Raw genomic sequence first — 19,150 nt, 5'->3', positions numbered from 1 at the left:
TGAAGAAATGAGTATTTTTATAAGAGAAAAGTAAAATGCTTAAAACTTCAAATTCTTTCCCTATGATACCTAGCATAGGATATGACATAAGTTAGGTATGATAGGAAAGGGGTTTGAGGTGAAAAAAGCGAAACTTACAGGCAGAATCGTTACTCCTGAAGATCCGAATTATGAACAAGCCAGGACGAATAATAATTTAAGTAATCCAAAATATCCGAGAATAATTGTATTTTGTCAAAGAACAAAAGATGTGGTGAATGCCTTGAGATGGGCAAGAGAAAACAATGAACCTTTCAGGGTTCGCAGTGGCCGCCATAGCTATGAAAATTATTCGATATTAAATAAAGGACTTGTCATTGATATAAGTGATATGAATCACATGGCTATTAATTTGCAAGATATGTCGGTCAAAATCGATGCTGGAGCCAATTTAGGAAAGGTGTACAGAGAATTATGGGAAAATGGTGTAACGATACCTGCTGGCACAGAAAGTAGCGTTGGTGTAGTTGGCTTAACTCTTGGTGGGGGGATTGGCATGCTGTCACGACCTTTTGGGCTAACTTGTGATAATCTCCTCGAAGTAGAGATAGTGACGGCAAGTGGACAGGATGGGGCTAGAATCATCCAAGCAAATAGGCAAAATCATAATGACCTCTTTTGGGCAAGTTGTGGTGGCGGCGGCGGTAATTTTGGGATTGTTACTTCATTAACATTCAAGCTTCATGCTATCAGTGAAGTTTCGCTCTTTTCTATCACATGGGGATGGGACGATTTTGAGCTTGCTTTTAATACTTGGCAAAAATGGGCTCCCTTTACCGATAAGCGTTTGACATCGCAAATTGAGTTAAAGACTAAGGAAGTTGGAGAGGTTGTAGCACAAGGGGAATTTGTGGGTCCTACAGCTGAGTTAAAAAAACTTCTTCGACCTCTAAGGAAGGCAGGTTCACCAACAAATATATGGATAAAGGAAGTACCCTATATCAAGGCTGTAGAATTTTTTGATCTACCGAGTGGTAATCAACCAGTTCTCTATAAAAGATCAGGTTCCTTTATAGAGAGACCACTTCCTTTTGAGGCCATTAAAAGAATGAAGGATTTTTTAACGCTTGCCCCTAATCAAAATACGACAATTTGGCAACAATCCTTAAGAGGAGCAGTCAGTGAAATTTCGCCAACTCGCACAGCCTATTATTACCGAAATGCAATAATGGCTCAAGAATACAATACTTCTTGGAAAAAGCCAGCTGAAGAAAAGAAAAATATCGAATGGGTGGAGAACATACGAAGAGCTTTATCTCCATATACCACTGGTGATTATGTCAATTTCCCAGATCGATTTATTCAGGATTGGCCAACAGCCTATTATGGTCGTAATTTTAGAAGGCTGAGAGAAGTGAAAACAAAATATGATCCATTTAATGTTTTTCACTTTCCGCAAAGTATTCCGCCAATTAGAAAATGGTTATAGACAATATGATGAGCAGTATGCGGACGCATTGCTGCTCTTTTTAATGATCAAAGTATGTCCAATCTACAAGTGGAAATTAATCTTGATAATTACCGTACCAAAGTTCACAATAAAACTATTACATATATTTCTAAAAGGAGTTAGTTGGATGGAAAATATTGTTGTTCGTAATCATGTGAAAATAGTTGGACAAGGAGATCAATCGATTATTTTTGGACATGGTTTTGGCTGTGATCAAAACATGTGGCGTTATATTACGCCTGCATTTATAGACAAATATAAAATTATCTTATTCGATTATGCCGGCTCTGGAAGATCAGATAAAAATGCCTATATATCAGAGAAATATAAAAATTTGGAAGGCTACATGCAAGATTTATTGGATATTATTGAATCTTTAAAATTACAGCAAAGTGTTTTTGTAGGACATTCTATTAGTTCCATGATTGGATTACTTGCATCCATCAAAAGACCGGAATACTTTAAAAAATTAATTATGATTGGTCCTTCTCCATGTTATTTAAATGATGGTGAATATATTGGTGGATTTGAGCGTAGTGATATTTCGGAATTATTAGAGATGATGGAAATGAACTTTGCGGGTTGGGCAAGTTATATGGCCCCTATCGCAATGAGCAATCCTGAAAATCCAGCATTAACGGATGAACTCAAACAAACATTTAAATCTGCAGATCCTGTCATTGCGAGAGAATTTGCCGAGGTAACATTTTTATCGGATTATCGAAATGAATTATCACAGGTAACAGTCCCTGTTTTAATTATACAATGCTCCGAGGACAGTATTGTGCCCATAAGTGTAGGAGATTATTTACATAAACATATTAAAGACAGTACTTTTAGCTTAATGGAAGCGAAAGGACATTACCCTCACATTAGTCACCCAAATGAAACCATTCAGTGTATTATGGATTTTTTGTAGAGAAGATAATGAAAGGATTATTGTAAATGGAACAACGACTTAATGATGCGCCCTGTGGTTTTCTTTCCATCACTCATGAAGGAGTGATTGCTGAGGTCAATCACACCTTACTAAAATGGATAGGCTTTGAACAGGTGGATTTGCTACAACAACATTTAGAAATACTTCTATCTACTCCTAATAAATTAATTTTTCACTCCTATTTTTATCCGGCGATAAATTTAGAACAGCAAGTAGAGGAATTGTTTATTCATCTCAAACATAAGGAAGGTATGGCCATACCTTTTCTAATGAATGCTAGATTGTATACGGAAGATACGGTAGAGCGAATTGATTGTATTTTAGTCAAAATGCAAAAGCGTATTGATTATGAACAAGAGTTACGTTCAGCTAAGAAGCTACTAGAGGCAGCCTACCAAGAAAAAGAACAGGCGTTAGCCAATTTGGAGCAAATATATGTAGAAATCGAACAACAACAGGCAAAATTATTAACCGTGAATGCTTCCTTAGTTGAATTATCAGAGACAGACAAACTGACGGGTTTAAAAAATAGGAGATTCTTCCAAGAAAAACTTGAACAACAGCTCAATAGTTATTATGAATCAGCTAAGCCTTTCTCTCTATGCATTCTTGATATTGACCACTTTAAAAAGGTTAATGATACGTTTGGACATCAAGTAGGTGACGATGTTCTTGCTCAATTGGCACAGCTATTAACACAACGAGCGCGTAAAGAAGATACCGTCGTTCGTTATGGTGGTGAGGAATTTGTTATGATTTTACCGGAAACCGAGATTGCCGCAGCAAAAGAGATAGGGGAGCAAATAAGAAAAACCGTTGCGTTAGATCATTGGCCAGCTGGTCAAGTGACCATAAGTATTGGTTTGGCAACCGTCACATCTAAAGATACTGGTACGACCTTGCTAAAGAATGCGGATGACGCCTTGTATGCATCGAAAAAAAATGGTCGTAACCAAGTGACCCATTTTTATGATATGAAGTAAATGTGTTTTATTGTTCCGCTAATAATTTTTGAATGGAAGGTAAATCTGCAGGAGCGAAAGAAAGCTCAAGCAATTGCTGACGAGGAACCCATTTTGCTTCAGCGTGTTCCAATATTTGTGGAGTACCTTCGACAATAGTGGCTAGATAAGTTTCTAGGTGAACGAAAAATGGTTCATATTCATAAAGAGTTTGCGTTACTGGATCACCAACTTGAATGATGCAGTTGAATTCTTCAAGGATTTCTCGATAAAGTGCTTGCTGAGGAGTTTCGCCGGATTCAATTTTACCACCAGGGAATTCCCAATAATTAGCGAGCACCATATGGGTATTTCTTAAAGCACAAAAAATTTCTTGTCGATCATTTTCAATTATGGCACCAACTACATGGATTGTTTTTTTCATCCGCATCCCCTTTTTTGATACTGTAAAATTACTGAGAAATATGTATGATTATAGCATAATGGATTTATTAGAGCTGTACTAAAATTATACTTGTCTTAGAAAAATAACAGTTTTCTCACATAGCTATGAAATTTGGTATTTCCTAAGGTATAATAATGGTCAATATATAGGAAAAAGGCGGTAATAGGTAGCAATGAAGAGAATCGAATCTACGCAAAATGCGTTAGTGAAATATTGGAAAAAATTGGCAACAACAAGAAAAGAGCGGGAACGATCAGGTGAATTCATAGTCGAAGGCTTTCACCTCATAGAAGAAGCATTAAAACATAAGGAGCAAGTCCTACAGATTATTGTGCGTGAAGGTGTAGATTTACCGATGCTATGGCCAATTGATGGAATCGCTATTGTAGAGGTGACGTCAGTAGTAGCGAAGGAATTTGCTGAAACAGAAACGTCACAAGGTGTTTTTGCTATTTGTAAACAACCTGTTTTAGAGGAGGAAGCGAAGACATCTTGGCGTAAAGTGCTATTGATCGATGCTGTTCAAGATCCAGGTAATATTGGGACAATGATACGTACAGCTGATGCTGCTGGGTTAGACGCTGTTATTTTAGGGAAGGGTTGTGCCGATATCTACAATCCTAAAACATTACGAGCTGCACAAGGCTCACATTTCCACATCCCTGTAGTACGTGAAGAATTAACAGAATGTGTCGACTTTTTACAGGATCAAGGAGTACCTGTATTTGGTACGGCATTGGATGAAGACGCGGTGCCTTATAGCGACATTCATCATACTGGTGCATTTGCGATTATAATGGGGAATGAAGGAAGTGGTATTCAGCCACAGCTTTTAGCAATGACAGACCAAAATATAATCATTCCTATTTTGGGTCAGGCAGAATCACTAAACGTAGCTGTTGCAACCGGTATAGTTCTATATGGTTTTGTGAGATAATTATGTGATTCATGCTTGTTGCTAGTTGTCCCTTGATTTGCAACAGTTTATTATTGTATAATTAACTCTAAAATGTAAGTTTAAATATGAAATGCTATGACCGGGAAGTAGTAAAAATTGTGAATGGACGACAGGGAGCGTGTGGCCGGAGATTGAGAGCCAACGCCGTACCGATGCAATTTTGAATTCAGCCCGTGAGCAGCTACCGGGACCAGTCTAATGCTGTAAAGGTAAGCCGGCTTTATCAAGTCGTTATGTCAATGAAGTGATTGTAAGGATATTGGGCCTTGCAATAACTAGGGTGGTACCGCGAATATGTCCTCGTCCCTTTTTTAGGGGCGAGTTTTTTTATGCCTAAAAACAGGCGTTAATTTTCTAGGGAGGTTTTAACATGGAAGAGCAATTAAAGCAATTAGAGCAAGAAGCACTTGCTAAAATTGAAGCGGCAGCAAGTCTAAAAGAATTAAATGAAGTACGTGTTGCATATTTAGGGAAAAAAGGGCCCATTACTGATTTATTAAAAGGTATGGGTAAATTATCAGCTGAAGAGCGACCAAAAATGGGTGCTTTAGTGAATAATGTTCGTGAAAACGTAACGGCAGTATTAGAGTCAAAGGCTGCTGTACTTGAAGAAGCGGCTATTGCTGAAAAATTAGCAAGTGAGTCGATTGATGTTACTTTACCTGGACGTGCAATAAAAGTCGGGAATCGTCATCCATTGACACGTGTTATTGAAGAAATTGAAGATTTATTTATTGGCATGGGCTATGAAATTGCAGAGGGTCCTGAAGTAGAGAAGGACTACTATAACTTTGAAGCATTAAATTTACCAAAGGGTCATCCTGCTCGTGACATGCAAGACTCGTTCTATATTTCCGAGGAAATATTATTACGTACCCATACATCACCTGTACAGGCTCGTACTATGGAAGCTAAAAAAGGTGAATCTATTCGTATCATCTGTCCAGGAAAAGTATTCCGTCGTGATAATGATGATGCCACTCACTCACATCAATTTATGCAAATTGAAGGTTTAGTAATTGGGGAAAATATTCGTATGAGTGATTTAAAAGGAACTTTAGATACCTTAGCAAAAAAAATGTTTGGTGCTGAACGTGAAATTCGACTTCGTCCGAGCTTCTTCCCATTCACAGAACCATCTGTTGAAATGGATATCTCATGCTTTAAATGCGGTGGTGCAGGATGTAACGTATGTAAGAGCACTGGCTGGATTGAGATACTAGGAGCAGGTATGGTTCATCCAAACGTCTTAGAAATGGCTGGCTATGATCCGAAGAAAGTTTCTGGTTTCGCATTTGGTATTGGTGCAGAGCGTATTGCCATGTTGAAATATGGTGTCGACGATATTCGACATTTCTATACAAGTGACACTCGTTTCTTATCACAATTCGAGCGAACAGAGGCGTAAGGGGGATAAAATATGTTAGTATCATTAGAATGGTTAAAAGAATATGTCAATACACAGGACTTAGCACCTGAGCTATTAGCAGAAAAAATTACACGCTCAGGGATTGAAGTAGACGCAGTCATTGATCGTGCGAATGCAATGGATAAAGTTGTAGTCGGATATGTTGTATCAAAGGATAAACATCCAGAAGCCGATAAATTAAATATTTGTCAAGTTGATGTTGGAGAAGAAGAGCCTCAACAAATTATTTGTGGTGCTCCCAATGTAGATGCTGGTCAAAAAGTAATTGTGGCTCGCCCAGGTGCCCATTTGCCAGGCGGTATTAAAATTAAAAAGGCTAAACTCCGAGGACATGAATCAAATGGCATGATCTGTTCATTACAAGAGCTTGGTATTGAAGGAAAGCTTGTTCCTAAAGCTTATTCTGAGGGCATTTACGTGCTTCCGGAGGATGCGGAAGTAGGAACTGACGCGCTAGCCATTCTAGGCTTACGCGATACGGTGCTAGAGCTTGGTTTAACACCAAATCGCTCAGATGCACTTTCAATGCTGGGTGTAGCGTATGAGGTGGGTGCTATCCTGTCAGAGGAAGTAAAGTATCCAAATATCGCTTATCAAGCTGCCAATGAAAAAGCAGAGGATTTACTAAAGCTTCGCGTGGAAGATATGCAAGCAAATCCAATGTACGTCGCAAAAGTTGTGAAAAATGTCAAAATTGGTGAGTCTCCAATGTGGCTTCAAAATCGTTTGATGGCAGCAGGTGTGCGCCCGCATAATAACGTAGTGGATGTGACGAATTATGTGTTAATGGAATATGGTCAACCACTTCATGCCTTCGACTATGATAGCCTAGCAACGGGTGAAATCGTTGTTCGTAAAGCGACAGATGGTGAGAAAATCACAACTTTGGATGATCAAGAACGTACATTAAGAGCGTCAGATTTAGTTATTACGAATGGCAAAGAGCCAGTTGCTATAGCTGGTGTAATGGGTGGTGCTAATTCTGAGGTAACGGATTCTACAACGACTGTTGTCATTGAATCAGCTTATTTCGATGGCTTAACAGTGCGTCAAACATCTCGTCATCTTGGCCTTCGATCAGATGCATCTGCTCGCTTTGAAAAAGGGGTGGACCCTAACCGTGTTTTACCTGCTGCCGAACGTGCTGCAACATTACTTGCTGCATTAGCTGGTGGTGAAGTATTGGAAGGAACATGTATAGTAGACGAGTTAGACAAAACACCAGCACGTGTTGTCGTTTCACCAGATTTTATTAACGAACGTTTAGGCATGAAGATCGCATTAGAGGATATGCTTTCTATTTTAGAGCGCCTAAAATTCGGAGTAGAAGCTGCAAATGGTTTATTAATTATTGATGCACCAACACGTCGTCAGGATATTAAAATCGAAGAGGATATCGTAGAGGAAATTGCTCGACTTTATGGCTATGATGAGATTCCAATGACATTACCAGAAGGTGCAACACAAGTAGGTAGTTTGACATCTTATCAAGCTAATCGTCGTGTTGTTCGTAGCTATATGGAGGGTGCTGGTCTGTATCAAGCTGTGACGTATTCATTAACATCTGATGCGCTGTCACAACGATTTGCATTGAAAGCCGAGCCAGTAACTCGTTTACTAATGCCTATGAGCGAAGATCGCTCTACACTACGACAAAGCCTAGTTCCACACTTAATCGAAGCAGCAGCCTATAATGTTGCCCGCCAAGCAGACAGTGTAGCACTATATGAAATTGGCTCAGTATTTCTTGGTCAATCGGAGGAAGGACAGCCTTTCGAAGAAGAGCATCTAGCAGCAGTCCTTACAGGGAAATGGCTAGATCACGCATGGCAAGGTGAGAAAAAGGCTGTAGATTTCTTCGTCTTAAAAGGTGTTATCGAGGGTGTCATTGGCAAGCTTGGTCTAGGAAATCGTATTTCATTTGAAAAAGCACAAATTGATGGATTACATCCAGGTCGTACAGCTAGCATATTATTAGATGGCGAGCAAGTTGGGATCATAGGTGGACTACATCCTGCAGAGGAAAAAGCATGGGGTGTAAAAGATACTTATATCATGGAAATGAATCTCGTTGCTCTATTAAATGCAACAAATCAAGAAGCGCCACTTGCTTATACACCAGTACCTCGTTTCCCTGCAATGTCTCGTGATATTGCGCTCATTATGGACCGTATAACAACTGCAGGTGAAGTCGTTAAAGCTATTAATGAAGCCGGCGTGAAATTATTGAAGGATATCCGTGTATTTGACGTTTACGAAGGTGAGAAAATGGAGCAAGGGAAAAAATCTGTAGCATTCTCACTCACATACTTCGACCCAGAACGTACGTTAACAGATGAAGAAGTAGTAGCTGCACACAATAAAGTACTAAAAGCAATTGCTACAATCGACGGTACAGAGGTACGCTAAAATTTATAATAAAGACTGTCGTTTTAGATGGTCTTAAACTTAGTCAAAAGTCATCGAGAAGTTTACTCTCGATGACTTTTGTCATTTTTCTTTCTCTTTTATTTTCAATATTTAGTAAATCATTGCTATCCAACATTCTCTTCGAGCATAGATGCTCTCTTAAGCTGTCTGCCACGTCCAAATAGCTAGTTTCTTTAAATTCATGGCAGCAAAAGTAAGCATCGCCTGCATGGACCATTTTTTTAGACATCTTAAGGTTGTCCATCGCTTACCATGCTTTTCTTTTGCATCCGCAAAGACACGCTCAATCGTTTCTTTGCGCTTGGCATAAATTTGTTTGATGTCATAGGAATGGCGTAAATGTTCAGCTTCCTCCACATACGACGCCCAAATATGACGTTGAATGAGTTTTTGATGATGCTTACTTTCTGTACATTGGGAAAGGCATGGACACTTCGCACAAATCAAAGGATTCGATTTATATTGGCGATATCCTTCCTTCGTCGTTGTCGCATACTTCAATATCTGCCCTTGTGGGCAAAGATAACAATTATAGTGCTCGTCATATATATACTCATGCTTTCGGAAGAATCCATCTTTCGTTTTAGGGCGTGTATATGGAAGAACAGGCAACATTTGATTCTCTAACAAAAAGATCGTAATCGCTGGTGTTTTATAGGCTGCGTCTGCAGCAACAGCTAATGGTTTTTGAACGTTTTGAATGACCCTTTCCACAAGTGGCTACAATACATGGCTATCGTGCACATTTTCCAGAGTCACAATGGCACCTAAGACAAAGCCTTCTAAAGGATAGATAAATGAAAAATCAATAGCAGCCTCTAGTTTTCGCACTAAATGATTGTTGGGAACTAATGGATCAATCGTTAACATTTCTAATTGTTCTCGTTCATTGGATGGATTCTTCGTCATCATCGTTTATCACCTCAAAAATTTACTTTTCAACACCCTATGTAGATGGAGTACTTTATGTAGAAGTTGATTGGAACGAAGGGCAGCGACTCCTGTGGGAAAAGCGGGAAAGTCGAGATCCTGGACTGAGCGAAGCGAGGGAAGCAGCTCGACCCCGCCCGCGGAAAGCATCCGCCCGTAGTGGAAATCAACGGCTTTACTTTATTTCATTGTAAAAGAAAAAAGACTGTCATATAGACAATCTTTTTTAGTGGTTAATTTATATATAGTAGTTTTTTAAATCATCTTTCTCGCTTTTTCTGTATTAGCAAAATGCCATTTTGTAATGGAGCGTAGAAATTCTTCGCCTTGTTTACGCCAAATACGTGCAGCTTGCACATCTACCTTGTTTGAGGCCCCTTTCATTAACTCTAGACCTGCTATATCACTTAGACGATCCATTTCCTTTAAAAACGCAGCACGAGCTAGAATGGATGCTGTGGCCACGGCTACATGCAATTGCTCGGCTTTAGTAGAAAAGTACACGCTTTCCTGTACAATTTCTCGTTCGTTTTTTAAGTAATTGTAATAAACACCCCGTTCTGCAAACTGATCAATTAAGATATATTCAGGTGTTTCGGGAGCCATTTTTGCCAGGGTGTTGTGCAGTGCCTTGTTGTGCATCATGGCTTTCATTTTCCCTTGTGAATAGCCTTTTGCTTGTAGGCTGTTATATTTTTCATTGCGTAAGATGAGAACACTATGAACGCAGGCTGCTCGTAAATCAGGAGCAATTTTCCGCATATAATCATCCGATAACATTTTTGAGTCTTTGACACCAAGCTCATTGATTAGTTCAATTTTGGATGAAGGTACATACACGGCAGCTACTGTCATGGGGCCAAAATAATCCCCTGTGCCTGTTTCATCTGAGCCTAATACGGACATCGATGCAAATTGGTCTGGTAGTGTATCCCCCTTTGCCCCAATAATAGCTGATTTCGAATTCGGTGTTTTTTCAATTGTCCCCCAGCGGGCAGCTTCACGCTCAGCGCCACCACCTTGAAACATTAATTTTCCTGATTTATACATTGTTATGGAGGTATCTGGTAGTTTTGCGGCGAAGATTACACCAGCAGCCTTACGTTCAATATAGTTGGCTGCATAGTATGCCATCACCTCTTTTTGAATATTTGTTGAAATGGAAAGCACAATATTTGACATTTAATCGATCCTTTCTGTCCTCATTGTTCACAATTTTATACCTTTCATGGTATGATAATAAATAGCTTTTTTGTGTGATGGTGCTAGCAAGCGAAAAAAATCTTGCGAGTATCGAATTTATAGGAGGGTGCGACTATGGAAAAACAAGAAAAGAATAAAATTTCTGTGGAAATATATGGTCATACATATAAAATGGTCGGCTTGGAATCCATTGGCCATATGCGACTTGTTGCTTCGATTGTTGATGACCGTATGCGCGAGATGAACGTACATAATCCCTCACTTGATAGCACAAAACTTGCTGTTCTGACAGCAGTAAATACAGTACATGATAATTTACTATTAAAAGAGCGGCTGGAGCAACTGGAAGAAGAATTGAAAAAATTAAAGGGTTGAAGAGAATGTTAGATTTAATCATATTAGTGGTACTGTTAGCTGGAATTGGTGTCGGTGCAAAACGTGGTTTTATTGTACAAATGATGCACATTGTCAGCTTTATAGTAGCCCTAATTGTTGCGTATATTTATTATAAGCCATTAGCACAAAAATTTGTATTTTGGGTTCCATATCCAGGAGTTACTGATACAGGTAGTCTTGGTGTCGTGATAGACAGTCTAGATTTAGACCGCACATTCTATCGTGTAATTGCTTTTGCGGTAATTTTCTTCGCCGTAAAAATAACATTGCAAATTGTGGCATCGATTTTTGACTTTATCGCTTATTTACCTGTACTGAACACAGTAAATCGTTGGCTAGGAGCGCTGTTCGGCATGATTGAAAACTATTTAATTATGTTTATTTTGCTATACGTATGCGCTTTACTACCGATTGATAGCATACAAAATTTAATGTCGAAGTCATTGTTAAGTGGTCTTATTTTAGAGCATACACCGGTCATTACAAAGATGTTCCAAAACTGGTGGTATATTTATATGCAATAGTCAACTATGCACTTCTCTCTGTTTTGAGAGAAGTGTTTTTACGATAGGAGGAATTATTGGTGAATAAAAAAACCATTATTCGTACACTCGAAAAAATTGCTCTGTACATGGAATTGCAAGGTGAAAATCCATTCAAGGTATCTGCTTTTCGAAAAGCAGCCGCAGCACTTGAAGGAGACGAGCGTTCATTAAGTGAAATGGATGATGTAACCAAACTTAAAGGTATTGGCAAGGGGACGGCTGCTGTTATTGAGGATTTGATGGTAACGGGTGAATCGAGTTTGCTAAAAGACCTAGAAGAGATTGTACCTAAAGGAATATTGCCATTGTTAAAGTTGCCAGGTTTAGGTGGAAAAAAGATAGCCAAGCTTCACCAAGAGCTAGGCATCGATTCAGCGGAAAGCTTAAAGGAGGCTTGTGAAGCAGGCAAGGTTCGTGAATTAGCCGGCTTTGCTGCCAAAACAGAAGAGAAAATTTTAAAGGAGCTTGCCAATTTAGCTAATCGTTCTGAGCGTTTACCCATTTGGCAGCTAGAGCCTGTGGTTTTACAAATAGAGGCCCTTCTAGATAGTATGGAGGAAGTGGAACGTTTTTCAGTAGCTGGAAGTTTCCGGCGGGCAGTGGAGACTAGTAAAGATATTGATTTTATTGTTGTAACAGAAGCGGTTGAGGTAGTCCGTGAAAATTTAATAAATACATTAGCCATTCAAGAGGTTGTTGCAGCAGGAGATACAAAAATCTCGGTGATTTTGGATTTAGATGAGCCAGTCAGCGTTGATTTTCGCTTAGTGAAGGACAAGGAATATGCAACTGCCTTGCATCATTTTACCGGCTCTAAGGACCATAATGTACGCATGCGCCAACTTGCAAAAGCGCGAGGAGAAAAAATTAGTGAATATGGTGTTGAGCAGGAAGATGGTACGGTTCTAACATTTCAAGATGAAGCGGCATTTTTTGCTCATTTTGATTTACCTTGGATTCCACCTAGCTTACGTTCAGGGACAAAGGAGTTTGACAAAACAGAGGAAATACAAAAATTAGTTCGACTTGAGGATATTAAGGCTGATTTGCATATGCATACGACGTGGTCGGATGGTGCATATTCTGTTGCAGAAATGGGCAAGGCATTACTAGCACATGGCTATCAATATGGCGTTATTACGGATCATTCTCAATTTCTAAAAGTCGCAAATGGTTTAACACCAGAGCGTTTAAAAAAACAGCGAGTGGAAATTGAAGCTTTTAATGAAGCTCACCCAGAATTTCATTTATTTACAGGTACAGAAATGGATATTTTACCGGATGGAACCTTAGATTTTGATGATCAAGTATTGCGGGAATTAGATTTTGTGATTGCTTCTATCCATTCAAGTTTTACACAATCACAGGAAAAAATTATGGCACGCCTACTGACAGCTATGCAAAATCCTTATGTCCATATGATTGCCCATCCTACAGGGCGAATTATTGAAGATCGTGATGGCTATAATCCTAATATGAAACAGTTAATTGCCTGGGCGAAGGAATATGGTAAAATTTTAGAGTTAAATGCCAACCCTTACCGTCTTGATTTATGTGTTGAACATTTAGAAATGGCTTTAGCAGCAGGTGTACCAATAGCAATTAATACGGATGCCCATGATTCGACACATTTACGTTTTATGGATATTGGAGTTCGCTATGCCAATAGAGCATGGATACCAAAAGATTTGATTGTGAATACATGGACGCGTGATCAATTTGAAGCGTTCATACGACGAAATAAATAGGTTGAGGAGGTGTTCTCAGTGATTGCAGAACGCGCATTGAAAACACTAGAATACGATAAAGTACGGCAACAAGTGGCTACCTATTGTACTTCTTCAATTGGGAAATCAGCCATCGAGGAGCTTGTACCACAGACTGATTATGATAAAGTAGTACAACTATTAGAAGAAATGGATGAGGGTTTATCCATTTTACGTGTAAAAGGTAATGTACCGATGGGTGGGATATTTGATGTTCGACCATCTGCAAGAAGAGCACAAATAGGGGGCATGTTAGCAGCGATAGAGCTAATGGAAATTTCTAGTACAATTCGAGCTAGTAGAATTCTCCGCAATTTTATCGAGGATTTAGAAGCCGATGAAGTAATTGAGATTCCACATTTCATCGCTAAAAAGGAAACAATGCCTGTATTAACGGGATTACAGCATGAAATTAATAACTGTATTGATGATAACGGAGCCGTTTTAGATTCGGCTAGTACAACTTTACGAACTATTCGCCAATCCTTACGCTCGGAAGAAGCCAAGGTGCGTTCTAAATTGGAGAGCTTAATCCGTGGCAGTAATGCATCGAAAATGCTATCTGATACACTTGTTACAATTCGGAATGATCGCTTTGTCATTCCTGTCAAGCAAGAATATCGTCATCATTACGGTGGAATCGTCCATGACCAATCCTCTTCTGGACAAACATTATTCATTGAGCCAGATTCTATCGTCCAAGCGAATAATGAAATTCATCGTTTGAAAATGAAAGAACAGGCTGAGGTTGAAAGAATTTTACTAGCTTTAAGTGCAATGGTGCAAGATGTAGCACCAGATTTATTTAACTTAGTAAAGGTATTAGGGGATATCGATGTCATTTTAGCTAAAGGCAAGTATGGCCAAGCCAATAAGTGTACAATGCCTAAAATGAATCAGGACGGCTATATCCGCCTTGTTCGTGCACGCCACCCTCTGTTACCAATAGATATAGCTGTGCCAAACGATATTGAGTTTGGGAAAGACATAACAGCAATAGTCATTACGGGTCCAAATACAGGTGGTAAAACGGTCACTTTAAAAACAGTTGGCTTGTGTACATTAATGGCTCAAGCAGGGTTACCGGTACCAGCATTGGATGGATCTCAGCTTGCTGTGTTTAAACAATTGTTTGCTGATATTGGAGATGAGCAATCTATAGAGCAATCGCTTTCCACATTCTCATCTCATATGGTCAATATTGTCGACATCTTACAAAAATTTGATCATGAGTCACTTGTTCTATTTGATGAGTTAGGAGCAGGGACGGACCCACAAGAAGGGGCAGCTTTAGCCATTTCTATTTTAGATGAGGTGCATGGTCGTAGTGCTCGTGTGATGGCTACAACTCACTATCCTGAACTCAAAGCATACGGTTATAATCGACCTGGTGTTGCCAATGCCAGTGTAGAATTTGATATTGAAACATTGAGTCCTACCTATCGTTTATTAATTGGTGTTCCTGGACGTTCAAATGCATTTGAAATATCCAGTCGCCTTGGTCTCCCAGAGTCCATTATTGAGCGTGCTAAAGGCTTTACAGGAACAGATCGACATGAGGTTGAATCGATGATTGCTTCATTAGAGGAAACACGTCGTCAATCGGAGGATGATGCAGAGCGTTCCCATGCATTATTGTTAGAGTCAGAGAGCTTACGTAAAGAGCTACAAGATAAATTGCAAGCCTATGAAGAGCGTAAAGAGGCACTTGATAAGAAAGCTAAAGAAAAAGCTCGTAAAATTGTAGAAGAAGCGAAACGTGAAGCGGAAGGTATTATTGCTGAGCTGAGAGAAATGCGTAAAAATGCCGACCAAGTTGTTAAAGAGCACGAACTGATTGAAGCACGTAAACGTTTGGAAGAAGCAACACCGCTTGAAAATAATAAAGTACTAAAAAAAGCTGCACAAGTAAAAGCCCGTGCACAAAACTTAGTTGTCGGGGATGAGGTAAAGGTGTTAAGCTATGGTCAAAGAGGTACTTTGTTAGAAAAAGTTTCGAATACTGAATGGGTTGTCCAAATGGGGATTTTAAAAATGAAAATCTCTGATAGTGATTTGGAGTATATTAAACCTGAAAAAGAGCCTATTGTACGAACAGCTGGTGTAAAAAATCGAAATGGCCATGTGAAATTAGAATTGGATTTGCGTGGAGAGCGCTATGAAGATGCAATTTTAAGGACAGAAAAGTATATTGATGATGCTTTACTCGCGAATTATGGTCGTGTATCTATTATCCATGGTGTTGGTACTGGGGCTTTACGCCAAGGTATTCAAAGCTATTTGAAAAACAATAAGCGTGTGAAATCCTTCCGTTTTGGTGAAGCCGGCGAAGGGGGCTTAGGCGTCACAGTTGTTGAATTGAAATAAGCTATAAAGGGGACGGAGAAAGATGCTGAATTCTGGCTTTTGGCGATATCCAATTATCGAAACGGCAGGATACTTTAGTGTTGTTGTGTTATGTTTAGTCGTGTCGATGGCATTGTTCGAAGTCGTGACGAAGTATAAAAATTGGGAAGAAATTAAAAAAGGTAATGTAGCTGTGGCACTTGCAACAGGCGGAAAAATACTAGGAATTTGTAATATTTTTCGTTTTTCCATTGCTCGTCATAGTACATTAAGTGAAATGATTGGCTGGGGTCTTTTTGGTTTTACGCTGTTAATTGTTGCCTATTTCTTATTTGAATTTATGACACCTCGTTTTAATGTTGATCAAGAGATTGCCAATGATAATCGCTCAGTTGGTTTCATTTCCTTTACCATTTCAGTTGGTCTATCGTTTGTAATTGGGGCAAGTATTGCATAGGAGTGTCATGACATGGAAAAATTAGCAAAGGTACTAATCATTGTCTGTATCGCATTTTTGGCAGTGGGCGTCTATTATATGATGACTATTTAAACATTTGAACGCATCCTTTTAAAGGGTGCGTTTTTTATTGAGCTAGCTTATTGCAGGTAGCCTCAACTAAATTTACGAAAGACTTGAGAGAAAAAATATTTTTCAAATATAGAAATACGTAGGTTATTTTTAATCTGAAAGACTTGAGAATGAATGAGTGTTCATCGTATCTAACCGCACAAATACTATATAGAATAAGTCATAATAATGTTGTTAAATGCATAATAATTAATCGAAAATACGTTTATTTTCTATTTTCTGTTTGAAAGTGCATTTCTTTTTCATTATAATAAAATTAAGAATTGACAAAGTTTGGGACAAAGGGGAGAGGACGTATGACAGCAAAACCATGGCTAGCAAATTATCCTGAAGAAGTACCATCGTCTTTAACGTTTGAGGAAATTCCAGTGCAAGAGTTTTTGACACGCGCCTATAAAAAGAATCCATCAAAAATAGCGATTCATTTTATGGGGAAGGATTTGACGTACACCGAACTATATGAATCTGCTTTAAGATTCGCAAACTATTTACAATCATTAGGTGTGGAAAAGGGAGACCGGGTGGCCATTATGTTACCTAACTCGCCTCAAAGTGTAATCGCTTACTACGGTGCCATGTATGCGGGTGCTGTTGTCGTACAAACAAATCCACTTTATACTGAACGTGAGCTTCAATATCAAATGGCAGATTCGGGTGCAAAAGTTATACTTGTGATGGATATTTTGTACCCAAGAGTTATGAAAATTATCAAAGACACTGCCCTAGAAAATGTCATTGTGACAGCCATCAAAGACTATTTACCATTCCCAAAAAATTTAGTCTATCCATTTATTCAAAAAAAGCAATATGGCTTTAGTGTCAAGGTTGAACATAGTGGACAAAATCATTTGTTTTCAGAAATAATGCGCTCTGCACCAATCAAGGTAATGGATCATATTCCTTTTGATTTTGAAGAAGACCTAGCATTACTTCAATACACAGGTGGTACAACCGGATTCCCGAAAGGAGTCATGCTTACCCATAAAAATTTAATAGCCAATACGACAATGTGTGATGCATGGATGTATAAATGTGTACACGGTGAAGAGGTTATTATGGGTATCCTACCATTCTTCCACGTCTATGGTATGACAACGGTTATGCTTTTATCAGTTTTCACTCAAAATAAAATGGTGCTTTTACCGAAATTTGATGCGGAAACAGCATTAAAGACAATCGATAAGCAAAAGCCGACCCTTTTCCCTGGTGCGCCAACCCTATACATTGGTTTATTAAATCATCCAGACATTGCTAATTATGACTTATCATCTATAAAGGCCTGCCTAAGTGGTTCAGCTTCTTTGCCAATTGAAGTGCAAGAGAAATTTGAAGAAGTAACAGGTGGAAAATTAGTAGAAGGTTATGGATTAACTGAAACATCGCCAGTGACACATGCTACTCCCATTTGGGGCAAGCGGGTGATTGGCTCGATTGGATTACCTTGGCCTAATACAGAAGCAGTTATTTTGCGGACAGGGGATACTGAAGAATTGCCAGTTGGAGAAGTTGGTGAAATTGCAGTAAAAGGGCCACAAGTGATGAAGGGCTATTGGAATCGTCCAGAGGATACTGCCGCTACATTTGCAGATGACTGGTTTTTAACAGGAGATCTTGGCTATATGGATGAGCAAGGCTTTTTCTATGTAGTGGATCGTAAAAAAGATTTGATCATTGCTGGAGGCTTTAACATCTATCCTCGAGAGGTTGAGGAAGTGCTATACGAACGAGAGGAAATCCAAGAATGCGTTGTAGCAGGTATACCTGACCCTTATCGAGGTGAAACGGTAAAAGCTTATATTGTTTTAAAAGAAGGGTATTCGATTACAGAAGACGAATTAAATAAATATTGCCGTCAGCATCTAGCGGCATTTAAAGTTCCACGGTATTATGAATTTAAACAGGAGTTGCCAAAAACAGCCGTAGGTAAAATTTTGCGTCGTACATTAGTGGAAGAAGAAAAAACGAAAATGGCGAATAAAGAAGCGAAATAAATACGTGTTAAAGTATTGACAAGCAATGGTGTAAAATATAATATGAAAATATGAATGAATGACCATTCATATTTTCATATTTTTTTAGGTTCTCACGTCATACGTGATTATGTTGACGTGCGCATGTTTTTTAGGTGGTGATATAAAAGTGAAACGAGATAAGCCAAAATATAAGCAAATTATTGATGCAGCTGTCATCGTTATTGCGGAGAATGGGTATCACCAAGCGCAAGTATCGAAAATCGCCAAACAGGCTGGGGTGGCCGATGGAACTATCTATTTATATTTTAAAAATAAAGAAGATATATTAATTTCTGTCTTTAATGAAAAAATGGCTGTTTTTGTAGAGTCATTACAAGATATAATAGAAAATGGGAATACGTCTAAAGACAAACTTTCCCGAATGATTGAAAATCATTTTAATGTTCTAGCGACAGATCGATACCTAGCAACCGTCACGCAATTAGAGCTTCGCCAATCAAACAAAGACTTACGACTAAAAATTAATTCGGTATTACGTGAGTATTTACATTTACTTGATCAAATTTTAATCGAAGGTATGCTTTCAGGTGAGTTCAATCAAACGATGGATGTACGCTTGGCACGTCAAATGGTTTTTGGAACAATCGATGAAACTATTACGTCGTGGGTTATGAATGACTATCGATATGATTTGATGGAACAGGTTCCGAAGGTTCAGGCATTAATCCTGAACGCCATAAAAGGTTAAA

General features: G+C 38.8%; 15 protein-coding genes and 1 pseudogene. 13 read left to right on the top strand and 3 right to left on the bottom strand.

Annotated features, from left to right (window positions below):
* The first annotated feature begins 118 nt into the window (after nucleotides 1-118).
* The 3 genes from AC3CH7_RS12855 to AC3CH7_RS12845 all read left to right on the top strand — a co-directional run bounded on the left by AC3CH7_RS12855 (nucleotide 119) and on the right by AC3CH7_RS12845 (nucleotide 3,412).
* Nucleotides 119-1,468 (top strand): FAD-binding oxidoreductase, encoded by a 1,350-nt coding sequence (locus AC3CH7_RS12855; RefSeq protein ID WP_488381766.1) that lies wholly within the window; start codon nucleotides 119-121, stop codon nucleotides 1,466-1,468.
* A gap of 148 nt (nucleotides 1,469-1,616) precedes the next feature.
* Complete coding sequence (locus AC3CH7_RS12850) at nucleotides 1,617-2,408, top strand: alpha/beta fold hydrolase (protein ID WP_488381765.1); 792 nt, start codon at nucleotides 1,617-1,619, stop codon at nucleotides 2,406-2,408.
* Nucleotides 2,409-2,434: 26 nt separating this feature from the next.
* Complete coding sequence (locus tag AC3CH7_RS12845) at nucleotides 2,435-3,412, top strand: sensor domain-containing diguanylate cyclase (RefSeq protein WP_031416408.1); 978 nt, start codon at nucleotides 2,435-2,437, stop codon at nucleotides 3,410-3,412.
* Nucleotides 3,413-3,419: 7 nt separating this feature from the next.
* Here AC3CH7_RS12845 and AC3CH7_RS12840 read toward each other — a convergent pair whose 3' ends face one another.
* On the bottom strand, nucleotides 3,420-3,815 hold the full coding sequence (locus AC3CH7_RS12840; protein ID WP_031416407.1) for a (deoxy)nucleoside triphosphate pyrophosphohydrolase: 396 nt from the start codon (nucleotides 3,813-3,815) through the stop codon (nucleotides 3,420-3,422).
* Nucleotides 3,816-4,008: 193 nt separating this feature from the next.
* On the opposite strand from AC3CH7_RS12840, the gene AC3CH7_RS12835 reads away from it, so the two are divergent.
* The 3 genes from AC3CH7_RS12835 to pheT all read left to right on the top strand — a co-directional run bounded on the left by AC3CH7_RS12835 (nucleotide 4,009) and on the right by pheT (nucleotide 8,632).
* Complete coding sequence (locus AC3CH7_RS12835) at nucleotides 4,009-4,773, top strand: TrmH family RNA methyltransferase (protein ID WP_012295580.1); 765 nt, start codon at nucleotides 4,009-4,011, stop codon at nucleotides 4,771-4,773.
* 391 nt (nucleotides 4,774-5,164) lie between these two features.
* Nucleotides 5,165-6,202 (top strand): phenylalanine--tRNA ligase subunit alpha, encoded by a 1,038-nt coding sequence (pheS, locus tag AC3CH7_RS12830; protein ID WP_012295579.1) that lies wholly within the window; start codon nucleotides 5,165-5,167, stop codon nucleotides 6,200-6,202.
* Nucleotides 6,203-6,214: 12 nt separating this feature from the next.
* Complete coding sequence (gene pheT, locus AC3CH7_RS12825) at nucleotides 6,215-8,632, top strand: phenylalanine--tRNA ligase subunit beta (RefSeq protein WP_036217381.1); 2,418 nt, start codon at nucleotides 6,215-6,217, stop codon at nucleotides 8,630-8,632.
* A 159-nt stretch (nucleotides 8,633-8,791) separates the two neighbouring features.
* Here the strand turns inward: pheT and AC3CH7_RS12820 are convergent.
* Together AC3CH7_RS12820 and rnhC are read right to left on the bottom strand one after the other, a co-directional pair.
* Nucleotides 8,792-9,436 (bottom strand): annotated as a pseudogene (locus tag AC3CH7_RS12820) (transposase); the annotation flags it as partial.
* A gap of 402 nt (nucleotides 9,437-9,838) precedes the next feature.
* Complete coding sequence (gene rnhC / locus AC3CH7_RS12815) at nucleotides 9,839-10,765, bottom strand: ribonuclease HIII (protein ID WP_197223716.1); 927 nt, start codon at nucleotides 10,763-10,765, stop codon at nucleotides 9,839-9,841.
* Nucleotides 10,766-10,900: 135 nt separating this feature from the next.
* Here rnhC and zapA point away from each other — a divergent pair, with 135 nt between their 5' ends.
* The 7 genes from zapA to fadR all read left to right on the top strand — a co-directional run bounded on the left by zapA (nucleotide 10,901) and on the right by fadR (nucleotide 19,149).
* Nucleotides 10,901-11,161 (top strand): cell division protein ZapA, encoded by a 261-nt coding sequence (gene zapA / locus AC3CH7_RS12810; RefSeq protein ID WP_012295575.1) that lies wholly within the window; start codon nucleotides 10,901-10,903, stop codon nucleotides 11,159-11,161.
* A 5-nt stretch (nucleotides 11,162-11,166) separates the two neighbouring features.
* Complete coding sequence (locus tag AC3CH7_RS12805) at nucleotides 11,167-11,706, top strand: CvpA family protein (protein WP_012295574.1); 540 nt, start codon at nucleotides 11,167-11,169, stop codon at nucleotides 11,704-11,706.
* Nucleotides 11,707-11,765: 59 nt separating this feature from the next.
* Entirely contained in the window at nucleotides 11,766-13,475 is a 1,710-nt protein-coding gene (gene polX / locus AC3CH7_RS12800; protein ID WP_488381764.1) for a DNA polymerase/3'-5' exonuclease PolX, read from the top strand.
* An 18-nt stretch (nucleotides 13,476-13,493) separates the two neighbouring features.
* On the top strand, nucleotides 13,494-15,860 hold the full coding sequence (locus AC3CH7_RS12795; RefSeq protein WP_200990586.1) for an endonuclease MutS2: 2,367 nt from the start codon (nucleotides 13,494-13,496) through the stop codon (nucleotides 15,858-15,860).
* A 22-nt stretch (nucleotides 15,861-15,882) separates the two neighbouring features.
* A complete protein-coding gene (locus tag AC3CH7_RS12790; RefSeq protein ID WP_008179180.1) occupies nucleotides 15,883-16,296 on the top strand; it encodes a DUF350 domain-containing protein in 414 nt (137 codons plus the stop codon).
* 428 nt (nucleotides 16,297-16,724) lie between these two features.
* Nucleotides 16,725-18,419: an AMP-binding protein gene (locus AC3CH7_RS12785; protein ID WP_031419385.1), complete on the top strand. Its 1,695-nt coding sequence runs from the start codon at nucleotides 16,725-16,727 to the stop codon at nucleotides 18,417-18,419.
* 148 nt (nucleotides 18,420-18,567) lie between these two features.
* Nucleotides 18,568-19,149 (top strand): fatty acid metabolism transcriptional regulator FadR, encoded by a 582-nt coding sequence (gene fadR, locus AC3CH7_RS12780; protein ID WP_025114529.1) that lies wholly within the window; start codon nucleotides 18,568-18,570, stop codon nucleotides 19,147-19,149.
* Nucleotide 19,150 lies beyond the last annotated feature (1 nt).

Source organism: Lysinibacillus sp. F12, assembly GCF_057773605.1.
Note: the sequence above shows the minus strand (reverse complement) of the source record. Positions and strands in the feature narration are given on the sequence as shown.

Bases quoted from the DNA above. Each gene is read 5' to 3' on its own strand.
- AC3CH7_RS12850 (WP_488381765.1), top strand. From the start codon at position 1,617: ATGGAAAATATTGTTGTTCGTAATCATGTGAAAATAGTTGGACAAGGA.
- AC3CH7_RS12845 (WP_031416408.1), top strand. From the start codon at position 2,435: ATGGAACAACGACTTAATGATGCGCCCTGTGGTTTTCTTTCCATCACT.
- AC3CH7_RS12840 (WP_031416407.1), bottom strand. From the start codon at position 3,815: ATGAAAAAAACAATCCATGTAGTTGGTGCCATAATTGAAAATGATCGA.
- AC3CH7_RS12835 (WP_012295580.1), top strand. From the start codon at position 4,009: ATGAAGAGAATCGAATCTACGCAAAATGCGTTAGTGAAATATTGGAAA.
- pheS (WP_012295579.1), top strand. From the start codon at position 5,165: ATGGAAGAGCAATTAAAGCAATTAGAGCAAGAAGCACTTGCTAAAATT.
- pheT (WP_036217381.1), top strand. From the start codon at position 6,215: ATGTTAGTATCATTAGAATGGTTAAAAGAATATGTCAATACACAGGAC.
- rnhC (WP_197223716.1), bottom strand. From the start codon at position 10,765: ATGTCAAATATTGTGCTTTCCATTTCAACAAATATTCAAAAAGAGGTG.
- zapA (WP_012295575.1), top strand. From the start codon at position 10,901: ATGGAAAAACAAGAAAAGAATAAAATTTCTGTGGAAATATATGGTCAT.
- AC3CH7_RS12805 (WP_012295574.1), top strand. From the start codon at position 11,167: ATGTTAGATTTAATCATATTAGTGGTACTGTTAGCTGGAATTGGTGTC.
- AC3CH7_RS12790 (WP_008179180.1), top strand. From the start codon at position 15,883: ATGCTGAATTCTGGCTTTTGGCGATATCCAATTATCGAAACGGCAGGA.
- AC3CH7_RS12785 (WP_031419385.1), top strand. From the start codon at position 16,725: ATGACAGCAAAACCATGGCTAGCAAATTATCCTGAAGAAGTACCATCG.